We start from the raw sequence: 12,050 nt of genomic DNA on the forward strand, positions 1-12,050 counted from the left end.
GGAGGATGTTTGAATCATGAGCCAGAACGTTTATCAATTTATCGATGTGCAGCGTGTAGATCCTGCGAAAAAGCCTATCAAAGTTCGTAAGATCGAGTTCGTTGAAATCTATGAACCGTTCACTAAACAACAGGCGACTGCACAAGCGGATCGCTGCTTAGATTGTGGCAACCCATATTGTGAATGGAAATGCCCAGTCCACAACTACATCCCTCAATGGTTAAAACTTGCCAATGAAGGTCGTATTCTTGAAGCGGTTGAACTATCGCATCAAACCAACAGCCTACCGGAAGTATGTGGGCGCGTTTGTCCTCAAGACCGCCTATGTGAAGGTTCATGCACGCTTAATGATGACTTTGGTGCCGTCACCATCGGTAACATAGAAAAGTACATTACCGACAAAGCGTTTGAAATGGGCTGGAAGCCAGATATGTCCAAGGTGGAGTGGACCGATAAAAAGGTCGCAATCATTGGAGCTGGCCCAGCTGGCTTGGCTGCCGCTGATATCCTAGTGCGCAATGGCGTTAAGCCAGTCGTGTTTGACCGCTACCCTGAAATTGGAGGCCTTCTGACCTTCGGCATTCCTTCCTTCAAGCTTGAAAAAGGCGTGATGGAAAACCGCCGCCGTGTGTTCAGTGAAATGGGCGTCGAGTTCCGCATGAACATGGAAGTAGGCAAAGATGTCCAAATGCAAGAGCTACTTGATGAATACGATGCTGTTTTCTTGGGCGTTGGCACCTATAAATACATGCGTGCAGGTCTAGATAATGAAGATGCGCCGGGTGTGTATGACGCGCTGCCATTTTTAGTTTCGAACACCTACAAAGTCATGGATCTTGAGAGTAACCAACCCTTTATCGATATGGCAGGAAAGAAAGTCGTCGTACTGGGTGGTGGTGATACCGCAATGGACTGCGTTCGTACCTCAATTCGCCAAGGTGCCTCCAACGTAGTTTGTGCTTATCGTCGTGATGAGGCCAACATGCCGGGCTCTCGTCGCGAGGTAAAAAACGCAAAGGAAGAAGGCGTGAAGTTCATGTTCAACCTTCAGCCTTTGGGAGTTGAAGTGGATGCGTCAGGCAAAGTCTCGGGGGTCAAAGTGGTGAAAACCGCACTTGGTGAACCTGATGAAGTGGGTCGCCGACGTCCAGAGCCCGTTGAAGGCAGCGAGCACGTTCTACCAGCAGACGTTGTTATCATGGCGTTTGGTTTCCAGCCGCACAAAATGGACTGGTTAGCACCGTTTGATGTCGATTTGGATCAATGGGGTCGTATCAAAGCCCCAGCGAAGCAAGAGTTCCAGTTCCAGACCAGCAACGAAAAGATCTTCGCGGGTGGCGATGCGGTACGAGGTTCTGATCTTGTCGTAACCGCAATTGATGAAGGACGAAAAGCGGCAGAAGGCATTCTCGATTACCTCGAAGTTTAATCACTGTTAACGTCTCAAAAAGGATCCTACTATTGGATCCTTTTTTCTTTTATTACATATAATTAAATTCCTATGATAAGGGATAAAACCAATGAAAAAAGCCGCTCTCCTTTCCATTACTTTGCTCGGCTTAACCGCTTGTAGCCAAGGAGTCAAAACCATGACGGATCGTTCTCAATCACCTTGTGGTGACAAACCAAACTGCGTCTCCACCCAAGACACGCGAGAAAAATACAACCTAACGCCATTCATCTTAGTGGATTCAGCGAACATCGACGCTATTGAGCAAGTTGCGCTTGAACTGCCAGGCGCGAAAACCGCGGTGAAAGAAAGCAACTACCTTCGTATCGAGTGCACATCTAAAATCATGCGCTTCGTGGATGACCTCGAACTAAAAATAGCAGGAGACCAACTGATTGTGCGCTCGGAATCTCGTGTGGGCTACTCTGACTTTGGCGTAAACAGAAAGCGCGCCGATCAATTACGACAAAAGCTCACTCAAGCTAAGCTCATCAAATAGAAAACTGCCAACGGGGAGTGCTATACTCTCGGCCAACTAAAATATTTACCTAAAGAGAGTGTTATGAAAGTTGGTATCATCGGTGCGATGGAACAAGAAGTGACCATCCTGAAGCAAGCAATTACAAACTGCAAAACTGTAAATAAAGCAGGTTGTACGTTTTTCTCTGGTCAAATTAACGATGTCGAAGTCGTCGTACTACAATCGGGCATCGGTAAAGTTGCAGCGGCAGTGGGCACGACAATCCTTCTTGATGAATACCAACCAGACGTTGTGATTAACACAGGCTCTGCTGGCGGTTTCGATTCAAGCTTAAACCTTGGCGATGTAGTTATCTCTACAGAAGTTCGTCATCACGATGCAGACGTAACCGCTTTTGGTTATGAAATTGGCCAAATGGCCGGTCAACCAGCTGCATTCAAAGCGGATGACAAGCTAATGGACTTAGCAGAAAAAGCCCTAGCACAAATGGAAAACACTCATGCGGTTCGCGGCCTAATTTGTACTGGCGATGCGTTTGTTTGTACTGCTGAGCGTCAAGAGTTTATTCGTAAACACTTTCCGTCTGTTATCGCTGTAGAAATGGAAGCATCTGCTATCGCTCAAACTTGTCACCAATTCAACACACCGTTTGTTGTTGTGCGTGCAATCTCTGATGTCGCTGATAAAGAATCACCAATGAGCTTTGATGAGTTTCTACCTCTAGCAGCAAAAAGCTCTTCCGAAATGGTATTCAAAATGCTGGAACTCATTAAGTAAACGACTCATTCATGGAAGAAGTTTTTCAGTCATTTTATGCCAACGGTGCGCTCCTTATAATGTGGGGCGCACTGCTCTTGCACCTTCTAGTGCCAATCCCCCATTCAGCGCACCCCATCACTTTATGGCGAAAGCTAGCAGAACAGCTAGCCAACAAAGTGAACAATAATCACAATTACTCACAGAGTGTAATCTCAGGCAGTCTTGCACTAGGCTTGATGCTGTTTCCTTGCTTGATATTACTGATTGCAGTAAAGCCATTTGTTTGGCAAATCCCTTTATATGAACTGGTTCTATTGATCATTGCGCTAGACTGGCGCAACAGCGAAACGTTAACGAAACAGCTCGTCACAAGTATCTCTTCGGAAGACAAAGCCCAATGTCGAGCATTACTGCAACCATATCTTAATCGCGACACTGGTAGCCTCTCGATCGTTGGCATAGGTAAAGCTGGCTCAGAAACCCTGATTATGGGATACAGCCGCAACGTGATCGGCGTGCTATTTTGGTACGCACTAACAGGTGGTATTGGTGCGTTAATGTATCGACTCACAACAGAATTAGCGCGAGTGTGGTCCCCTAGCCGACGCCAATATTTGCCCTTTGGTAAACCTGTGATTCAACTGGTTGCTACTCTGGATATTATTCCACTTCGTCTCTTTGCCATACTTTTAGCTGCCGGAAAGAATACAAGTAATGTGCTCTCTGGAATACAACAGCAAGCGAAGTCTTGGCCCTTACCAGGACCTAGCTGGGTGTTATGTACTATCGGACACAAACTACAACTGTCTTTATGCGGCCCTGCTATCTATCAAGGTGTGCGTGCAGAGCGCGCAAAAATCGGTGGGCGCATTGCGCCATCGGCTATTCACCTTTCACAAATACATACGCTGCTCGTTTGGCGCGTCCTGGCTTGGATCGCAATCCAAAGTTTGCTTTTAGGAATAATTTATCAAGGATTATGATGAATAAATTATGCTTCGCATTAACGCTGTTTGTTTCGACAGCGACCTTCGCTCAACCCGCTCAACGCATTATAAGTTTAGCTCCACATGCCACCGAAATTGCCTTTGCAGCAGGGCTAGGAGAGCAGCTTGTTGCTGTCAGCGAAATGAGCGATTATCCAGAACAGGCAAAGCAGCTAGAAAGAGTCTCAAATTATCAAGGAATTAAATTAGAGCGCATTATTGCTCTTCAGCCGGACTTAGTGATTGCTTGGCCAGCCGGAAACCCCGCTAAAGAGTTGGAGAAAATTAAACAGTTCGGTATTCCTATCTATTACTCCACTACAGGTTCATTAGAAGATATCGCCAACAATATTGAGCAACTCAGCCAATACAGCGAAACTCCACAAGTAGGAAAAAAGGCCGCTGAAGATTTTAGAACGCAACTGAGTACACTAAAAGAACAGTACAACACGAACGAGAAAGTTCGTTACTTTTATCAGTTGAGTGAAAAGCCTATCATCACTGTCGCCGGAAAGAACTGGCCAAGTGAAGTCTTTACTTTTTGCGGTGGTGAGAACATTTTCGCCACATCTAGCGCGCCTTATCCTCAAGTTAGCATCGAGCAAGTCATTACTCGCCAGCCAGAGGTTATTTTTACTTCTCGTCACGCAATGAGTAACGATGGTATGTGGGCTGAGTGGAGTAATGAGCTTCTTGCTCTTAAAAACAAACACATCTGGTCCCTAAACTCTGATTGGATTAACCGTCCGACACCACGCACATTGAACGCGATCAAGGAAGTGTGTGAGCACTTTAAAAGCGTTCGTCAAAAACGCTAACGATTTCGTGGCAAATACCGTACAATTTCCGCCCATTTTTTCTCACACTATTTAAAGGTACTAAGTAACATGGACTCCATGCTGCTTTATATGATCGATTTGTTCGGTACCGCTGTTTTCGCTATCTCTGGCGTATTACTGGCTGGCCGTTTAAAAATGGATCCATTCGGCGTTATCGTACTCGGCAGTGTGACTGCTATAGGTGGCGGAACAATCCGAGACATGGCGCTTGGTGCCACTCCCGTATTTTGGATAACAGATACGACTTACTTATGGGTGATATTTGTTACGTGTCTACTAACCATGCTTGTTATTCGAAGACCCAAGCGACTCTCATGGTGGGTATTACCCGTTTGTGATGCCATCGGTCTCGCTGTATTTGTGGGAATAGGAGTAGAAAAGGCACTCGCCTACAATGCTTCTGGGATGGTCGCGGTGATAATGGGGGTTATTACTGGCTGTGGCGGTGGCATTATACGAGACGTGCTGGCTCGCGAAGTTCCTATGGTATTAAGAAGCGAAGTCTATGCTACGGCATGTATTATTGGCGGCATCTTCCATACGATGGCGGTAAACATGGGTTATGACCACTCAACGGCTTTACTCGCTGGTGTAATCTCAACGCTCATTATACGTCTCGGTGCGATTCGTTGGCATCTATCCCTGCCAACTTTCGCCATTAACCGTTAAACACCAACAACATCACTCATTATGGAGTCGACCAAGTGTCGGCTCCTCTCATTTATGCTCATTTGATTCGCCAATTCTTGGGCAATTCGCTAAATTATCTCAACCATTCCTAACTTTCATTAATCATTATGTTGCTTGAAGGTATTGAAACGTTACTTGTCCTCAGTAAAGAAAAAACCATGAGCCGCACGGGCAGTCAACTCTATATTAGTCAATCTGCCGTGAGTAAACGTATTTCAAATCTAGAGAAGAAGTTAGGAAAAAAATTGATAGAGCCAAATGGTCGGCACATAAAGCTGACCTCCGATGGCCTTGCTCTCATACACACAATAGAACCCACGTTCAATGAGTTAAGAGGAAAAATCTACGATCAACAACAAATAGAAGATACTTCTTTGATCAAGATAGACTGCTCTGAAACCTTAGTGGCGGGATACCTCAGCATGATCATGGCAGAACACTTTGCCCATGATCAGTACATACGAATATCGACCAATCATACGCCACGCATTATTGAGAATGTGAAATCAGGTAAAGCAACATTGGGATTTTGCGCTGGCTATCTACCACCTCATCATGGATTAATGAGCCTTCACCTCGCCGATGAACCTTTCTCAATTGTCAGTCGACATTCACTTTCACAACTACCTAAAGCTATTTTGACCAATGACCTAACTAACCCTGCCAACACATATCAACAAGCTATTTTATCCAAACACGGAATCGAACCTTTGATGGAAATGGATTCGTATACTGCGGCAGCACAACTGGCTTTGGGAGGTATGGCTCCCGCTTTAATCCCTAAATCTATCCTAACGACACTTAATATCGCACCTAAGTTCTGCTATGACTTTGAAGAGATAGATCAGTTAGTTCGACCAATACATATCTGCTTACGTCACAGCACATATCGTAGCGAGCGAGTTAAAGCACTGACAGAATCCATTGCTGATGTTGTTGCCAAAGAAGTTTCGTTGCCATAAGCATCGACATCACTATAACTAGAGGACGAATCCATTTTTGCCCTTTACTTACCACGACCTTCGCCCCTAACTGAGCACCAAGAAAACCGCCAACAGCCATAGTTAAGCCAAGCCTCCACACTGGCAACCCAGCTAAGATAAAAAAGAGTAGTGCCGCTATGTTTGACGTGAAATTGAGGATTTTGGTTCTAGCTGTGGCTTCGACCAAAGAAAAGTGACCTAGTGCAACAAAACAAACAGTAAAAATAGATCCAGTCCCAGGGCCAAAAAAGCCATCATAGAAGCCAATCCCGCCACCAATGCATAGCGCAAACATCGCTTCAGATAACTTTGGTTCTCCATCGATTTTTCTCGTACTTGGCGCGAGTAAAAAATAGAGGGAAATGGCTATCAAAAGAACAGGGATCAAACTGGTGAGTACGCTAGCATCAATAAACTGCACAGCCTCGGCACCGATCGCTGCACCAATAAAAGTACAGAGTATCGCGAAACGTATTTCCTTTAGGCTGACAATACCGTTACGCACGAAATACCAGCTAGCAGAGAAACTGCCAAACGAACTTTGTAACTTATTGGTTGCTAGAGCTTGAGTCGGACTCAACCCCGCAGCCAAAAGCGCAGGGAGCGTAATGAGCCCTCCCCCACCAGCCATCGCATCAATAAAGCCTGCGGCAGTCGCAACCAAAAATAAGGCCAACAAAATCTCAACCGTGATTTCCACTACACTTCCTTTTTGAAGAGGTATCAAAGAGGAAGAAACGGTAGCACTTATTCACAAAACTACCAATGGAAAGTCAAGACACCAATCTATTCCTAATTTTCATAGAATTAATGCTTAAACTTGACTCCAAACTTTTATATAAAATTTAGTTGTCAGAAAGAATTGAATCACTGTCACAAATCTATTCCTGATAATGAGATCAAACGCTTACCTTTAAATATAAAACTAGACGAATATGAAATATCTGTTCAGCATGTAGAGTTTACATTGTCAGCGCTCAAGGCCCGATATCTGAGGAAAATACATGACTAGCAACTACCCTTTATCACGACATCAATCCTCAAAAAATAGTGCTAGTATAAGCACCTACCCACTTTATAAATCAAATCATCAACATCGAAATCAAGAAACCATTATCTTATCTATCGAGAGCTTCGATATCGTTGTCAAGAACAATGTAAAAGATAAAGCGAAATTAGAACGTTGGGAAAAGATAAAGGGAATGTTTGAAAATACAGCAAACTATTATGCTACAGGACAGGACTTAGTTTTTATAACCAACTTATCAAACTATTTGTACGGAAATAATAGCTCTGTTATCGTTAAAAATTATTCTGGAGCTCCACATATCATACTCACAGGCTCCCCTGCTATGCACTCAAAGCTTTCTGGATTAGGAAAATTTCTTCCCACTCCAACTGTGGCAAAGTTCGCTGTTGGACCAGAAGGGGCATTACAATCCATTAGAAGTGGGGGCATAATAACAATTATCTTAATATCCACATACAGAGTGATTGACTTTTTCCTCAATGACCGTCAAACCTTAGCCAAACTATTTGGTACTTTAGCTAGTGATATAATCACTATCGGGTTATCGTCAGCTGCAGCAGCTATATTTGTAAACTTTGCCGCAGCAGTGGGTGGCAGTGTTGTAACTTTAAGTGCTGGCCCATTATTAGGGGCTATTTTGATAAGCTCGGCTGTAGGTCTTTTATTGAATAGAGAAAATGATAAACGAGGTTTAACACAGAAGTTAATAGCCTCTATAGATATTTACTTAAAGCAAAGAGATATAGAAGCAAAGAGAAGAGCAAAAGAAGAATATAATGAGATTCAACGTAAAACTCAAAGTATGATTTTCTCGCAAGAAATACAGCGAGGTTTGTTACGATGAAAAAAGGGAGTTACGACCGAACGCAAGTGTTTTTTTATTTAATAATTTTATTAGCATCAGCAATATCACTGTTAATATATGGTTTTGATGGATTGTCAGACTTTTATCTTAACATCTATAATAATGAAAGTTATTCATCTTTTGATCAGGCTGATATTTTGATTATAGGCTCTAGTTTGATCTTATTTGAATGCTCTAGAATGTCCGTAAAAACATTAAAATCAAATAATTTCCTAACTAAAAGTGAGTTTAAAAGCTCTAGTAAGATATTCCTAACTATATCGGTAACTAGTTTTTTTCTTCTTTATCCCTCGCTACTAGCAGCAGATGTTTTTGCAAAAAGTAACGGATACTCTCTTGATACTGAAGAATCAACTTATAACTTAGTCTTAGAAAAAAGAACATATCGAAGCACTCCATAGTTAGTATGTCTTTAAGCTCGACACTGCTTATTTTAACTTTTTCTAATTACCTATCTGCTTAAAGAGTTATGGTCGCTTAATACCTCAGTCCTACAGCATTAATTTTGTTGCAGCAAGTGGTAGTTCTATTGCTTCATCTTTGGGCACATTGCTTGCCATCATTAGCTTAATGATCTTCAAAAGCGAAGCATACCAATCGTTCCTAGCACACTTTAATGCTCTTCATTTTAGAAAAACCTCGATATAAAAAAGCCCGCTCAAATGAGCGGGCAATGAGGTTGTCATGTAAGCCCTGATTAATGAGCTTACTGATTTTTATCTGTTACGCGTCTAGACTCGCTTTCACTTTAGCGTGTAACTCTTGAACCGAAGTTACTGACGCTTTTGCGTCTGCAGTATGAGACATACATGTAGCGAACGCTGCATTCAGTGTCGTTGTGTAGTTCACTTTTTCTGCCAGTGCACCACGGCGTAGAACTTTCGAATCTTCAATCGCTTGACGACCAGCAGCCGTGTTTACGATGTAGGTGTATTCGTTGTTCTTGATGCGGTCAAGAATGTGTGGACGACCTTCGTGTACTTTATTTACCAAACGTGGGTTAATACCCGCTTCGCCCAGAATTACAGCAGTACCGTGTGTCGCATCCAACTGGTAACCCAGTTTCACTAACTTAGAAGCTAGGTCAACAACACGCTCTTTATCACCTTCACGTACAGACAGTAGCGCACGACCACCTTCAGGATAAACCGCACCACAACCTAGCTCTGCTTTCGCGTAAGCTTCTGCGAACGTTGCACCCACACCCATTACTTCACCTGTTGAGCGCATTTCAGGGCCCAATAGAGGGTCAACACCAGGGAATTTGTTGAACGGCAGAACCACTTCTTTCACTGAGTAGTAAGGAGGGATAATCTCTTTAGTAAAGCCTTGTGACTCTAGAGATTGACCCGCCATTACACGTGCAGCGATTTTTGCTAGAGGAGCGCCTGTCGCTTTCGATACGAATGGTACCGTACGAGCAGCACGAGGGTTCACTTCAATTAGATAAACGTCGTTATCTTTCACAGCAAACTGCGTGTTCATCAAACCGCGCACACCGAGTTCGAATGCTAACTTCTCAACTTGCTCACGCATCTTGTCTTGAATTTCCTGACTTAGCGTGTATGCAGGCAGTGAACATGCAGAGTCACCAGAGTGAACACCCGCTTGTTCGATGTGCTCCATGATACCGCCGATAACGACGCGTTCACCGTCACAGATAGCATCAATATCAACTTCGGTTGCATCATCCAAGAAACGGTCTAGCAGAACTGGAGACTCGTTCGATACGCTTACTGCTTCGTTGAAGTAGCGACGCAGGTCTTGCTCGTCGTATACGATTTCCATCGCACGACCACCGAGTACATAAGATGGACGAACAACTAATGGGAAGCCAATTTCTTTCGATTTCTCAACCGCTTGCTCCATCGTTGTTACTGTCGCGTTTTCTGGCTGAAGTAGACCTAAACGGTCAACAGCGGCTTGGAAGCGTTCACGGTCTTCCGCACGGTCGATAGCATCTGGGCTAGTACCAATGATTGGCACACCAGCCGCTTCTAGAGCACGAGCCAGTTTAAGTGGCGTTTGACCACCGTACTGAACAATCACACCTTTTGGTTTTTCAACGCGAGCGATAGACAGTACATCTTCCAGAGTTACTGGCTCGAAGTACAGACGATCAGACGTATCGTAGTCAGTAGATACCGTTTCTGGGTTACAGTTAACCATAATGGTTTCGTAACCGTCTTCACGCAGCGCAAGTGATGCATGAACACAACAGTAATCGAATTCGATACCTTGGCCGATACGGTTTGGACCGCCACCAAGAACCATGATCTTATCTTTGTCTGTTGGGTTTGCTTCACATTCTTCATCGTAAGATGAGTACATGTAAGCCGTGTCAGAAGAAAACTCTGCTGCACATGTATCCACACGTTTGTAAACCGGATGAATATCAAACTGCTCACGAGCACGGCGAATTTCACTTTCAGCGACACCAAGCAATTTAGACAAGCGAGCATCAGAGAAGCCTTTGCGTTTCATCTGACGAAGCACTTCTTTGGTCAAACCTGCGTAGCCGCCCGCCTTGACTTGTTCTTCGAGTTTTACAATTTCTTCGATTTGAACCAGGAACCAGCGGTCGATTTGAGTCAAGTTGAACACACCGTCGACTGACATACCCGCTCGGAATGCATCGGCGATGTACCAGATACGCTCTGCACCTGCTTCTTTAAGTTCGTGACGAATCTTAGTCAGTGCATCTGGTGCTTCTAAATCGACCATCTCATCAAAACCAGTTGCGCCAACTTCTAGGCCACGCAGTGCTTTGTGAAGAGATTCTTGTTGGTTACGACCAATCGCCATTACCTCACCAACCGATTTCATCTGAGTTGTCAGACGGTCGTTTGCGCCAGCAAATTTCTCGAAGTTAAAGCGAGGGATCTTAGTTACGACGTAGTCGATAGTTGGTTCAAATGACGCGGGTGTTGCACCACCTGTGATGTCGTTTTGTAGTTCGTCTAGCGTAAAGCCAACAGCCAGTTTCGCGGCAATTTTCGCAATTGGGAAGCCTGTTGCTTTTGATGCTAGCGCAGATGAGCGAGATACACGCGGATTCATCTCGATGATGACCATACGACCATCTTTCGGGTTGATACCAAACTGTACGTTTGAACCACCAGTTTCAACACCGATTTCACGCAGAACAGCTAGCGATGCATTACGCATAAGCTGGTATTCTTTGTCAGTCAGTGTTTGTGCTGGAGCAACCGTGATTGAGTCACCCGTATGGATACCCATTGGGTCAAAGTTCTCGATTGAACATACGATAATACAGTTGTCCGCTTTGTCACGAACGACTTCCATTTCGTACTCTTTCCAACCGATTAGTGACTCATCGATAAGAAGTTCGTTGGTCGGAGATAAGTCCAGACCGCGACGACAGATTTCTTCGAACTCTTCTTTGTTGTACGCGATACCACCACCAGTGCCACCCATGGTGAACGATGGACGAATGATACAAGGGAAGCCAACCATATCTAAAACTTTGTAAGCTTCTTCCATGCTCTTCGCTGTATCTGCGCGAGGACACTCAAGGCCGATAGACTTCATCGCTTTATCAAAACGAGAACGGTCTTCCGCTTTGTCGATTGCATCAGCCGTTGCACCAATCATCTCTACGCCAAACTCTGCGAGAACGCCGTGCTTCTCTAAATCTAACGCACAGTTAAGTGCTGTCTGACCACCCATAGTTGGCAGAACTGCATCAGGACGTTCTTTCTCGATGATCTTGCGTACCACTTCCCACTGAATCGGCTCGATGTAAGTCGCATCTGCCATCTCTGGGTCAGTCATAATCGTTGCTGGGTTAGAGTTAACCAGGATAACTCGGTAGCCTTCTTCGCGAAGAGCTTTACACGCTTGTGCGCCAGAGTAGTCAAACTCACATGCCTGACCGATAACAATCGGACCAGCACCAAGAATTAGAATACTTTGAATGTCAGTACGTTTTGGCATTATCTACTAC

General features: G+C 44.4%; 11 protein-coding genes. 9 read left to right on the forward strand and 2 right to left on the reverse strand.

Annotation, left to right across the window (positions count from 1 at the left end):
- Window positions 1–16 precede the first annotated feature (16 nt).
- The 7 genes from R7D93_RS13360 (at window position 17) to R7D93_RS13390 (ending at window position 6,167) form a co-directional block, all read left to right on the forward strand.
- On the forward strand, window positions 17–1,429 hold the full coding sequence (locus R7D93_RS13360; protein WP_213868508.1) for an FAD-dependent oxidoreductase: 1,413 nt from the start codon (window positions 17–19) through the stop codon (window positions 1,427–1,429).
- A gap of 91 nt (window positions 1,430–1,520) precedes the next feature.
- Window positions 1,521–1,949, forward strand: coding sequence for a DUF1499 domain-containing protein (locus tag R7D93_RS13365; protein WP_047102022.1), 429 nt, complete (start codon window positions 1,521–1,523; stop codon window positions 1,947–1,949).
- Between the two features lie 63 nt (window positions 1,950–2,012).
- The gene (gene mtnN / locus R7D93_RS13370; protein WP_005381837.1) at window positions 2,013–2,708 is read left to right on the forward strand and encodes a 5'-methylthioadenosine/S-adenosylhomocysteine nucleosidase; all 696 of its coding nucleotides are present in this window, start codon (window positions 2,013–2,015) and stop codon (window positions 2,706–2,708) included.
- An 11-nt stretch (window positions 2,709–2,719) separates the two neighbouring features.
- Complete coding sequence (locus R7D93_RS13375) at window positions 2,720–3,673, forward strand: cobalamin biosynthesis family protein (protein WP_213868510.1); 954 nt, start codon at window positions 2,720–2,722, stop codon at window positions 3,671–3,673.
- Complete coding sequence (gene btuF, locus R7D93_RS13380) at window positions 3,673–4,494, forward strand: vitamin B12 ABC transporter substrate-binding protein BtuF (protein WP_213868512.1); 822 nt, start codon at window positions 3,673–3,675, stop codon at window positions 4,492–4,494. The genes R7D93_RS13375 and btuF overlap by 1 nt, the downstream gene beginning before the upstream one ends.
- 69 nt (window positions 4,495–4,563) lie before the next feature.
- Window positions 4,564–5,184, forward strand: a complete 621-nt coding sequence (locus tag R7D93_RS13385) for a TRIC cation channel family protein (RefSeq protein WP_005387377.1) — start codon at window positions 4,564–4,566, stop codon at window positions 5,182–5,184.
- A gap of 128 nt (window positions 5,185–5,312) precedes the next feature.
- Complete coding sequence (locus R7D93_RS13390; RefSeq protein WP_213868514.1) at window positions 5,313–6,167, forward strand: LysR family transcriptional regulator; 855 nt, start codon at window positions 5,313–5,315, stop codon at window positions 6,165–6,167.
- Here the strand turns inward: R7D93_RS13390 and R7D93_RS13395 are convergent.
- Complete coding sequence (locus R7D93_RS13395) at window positions 6,109–6,888, reverse strand: TSUP family transporter (protein WP_213970534.1); 780 nt, start codon at window positions 6,886–6,888, stop codon at window positions 6,109–6,111. The genes R7D93_RS13390 and R7D93_RS13395 overlap by 59 nt on opposite strands.
- Before the next feature lie 304 nt (window positions 6,889–7,192).
- Here R7D93_RS13395 and R7D93_RS13400 point away from each other — a divergent pair, with 304 nt between their 5' ends.
- The gene (locus R7D93_RS13400) at window positions 7,193–8,062 is read left to right on the forward strand and encodes a hypothetical protein (protein WP_167415012.1); all 870 of its coding nucleotides are present in this window, start codon (window positions 7,193–7,195) and stop codon (window positions 8,060–8,062) included.
- Entirely contained in the window at window positions 8,059–8,484 is a 426-nt protein-coding gene (locus R7D93_RS13405; RefSeq protein WP_017633621.1) for a hypothetical protein, read from the forward strand. The genes R7D93_RS13400 and R7D93_RS13405 overlap by 4 nt, the downstream gene beginning before the upstream one ends.
- A gap of 322 nt (window positions 8,485–8,806) precedes the next feature.
- Here R7D93_RS13405 and carB read toward each other — a convergent pair whose 3' ends face one another.
- Window positions 8,807–12,040, reverse strand: coding sequence for a carbamoyl-phosphate synthase large subunit (carB, locus tag R7D93_RS13410; protein ID WP_005381854.1), 3,234 nt, complete (start codon window positions 12,038–12,040; stop codon window positions 8,807–8,809).
- Window positions 12,041–12,050: the final 10 nt, after the last annotated feature.

This window comes from Vibrio sp. YT-15 (assembly GCF_033337445.1).
Taxonomy (GTDB): domain Bacteria; phylum Pseudomonadota; class Gammaproteobacteria; order Enterobacterales; family Vibrionaceae; genus Vibrio; species Vibrio alginolyticus.

Bases quoted from the DNA above. Each gene is read 5' to 3' on its own strand.
- R7D93_RS13360 (WP_213868508.1), top strand. From the start codon at position 17: ATGAGCCAGAACGTTTATCAATTTATCGATGTGCAGCGTGTAGATCCT.
- R7D93_RS13365 (WP_047102022.1), top strand. From the start codon at position 1,521: ATGAAAAAAGCCGCTCTCCTTTCCATTACTTTGCTCGGCTTAACCGCT.
- mtnN (WP_005381837.1), top strand. From the start codon at position 2,013: ATGAAAGTTGGTATCATCGGTGCGATGGAACAAGAAGTGACCATCCTG.
- R7D93_RS13375 (WP_213868510.1), top strand. From the start codon at position 2,720: ATGGAAGAAGTTTTTCAGTCATTTTATGCCAACGGTGCGCTCCTTATA.
- btuF (WP_213868512.1), top strand. From the start codon at position 3,673: ATGAATAAATTATGCTTCGCATTAACGCTGTTTGTTTCGACAGCGACC.
- R7D93_RS13385 (WP_005387377.1), top strand. From the start codon at position 4,564: ATGGACTCCATGCTGCTTTATATGATCGATTTGTTCGGTACCGCTGTT.
- R7D93_RS13390 (WP_213868514.1), top strand. From the start codon at position 5,313: ATGTTGCTTGAAGGTATTGAAACGTTACTTGTCCTCAGTAAAGAAAAA.
- R7D93_RS13400 (WP_167415012.1), top strand. From the start codon at position 7,193: ATGACTAGCAACTACCCTTTATCACGACATCAATCCTCAAAAAATAGT.
- R7D93_RS13405 (WP_017633621.1), top strand. From the start codon at position 8,059: ATGAAAAAAGGGAGTTACGACCGAACGCAAGTGTTTTTTTATTTAATA.
- carB (WP_005381854.1), bottom strand. From the start codon at position 12,040: ATGCCAAAACGTACTGACATTCAAAGTATTCTAATTCTTGGTGCTGGT.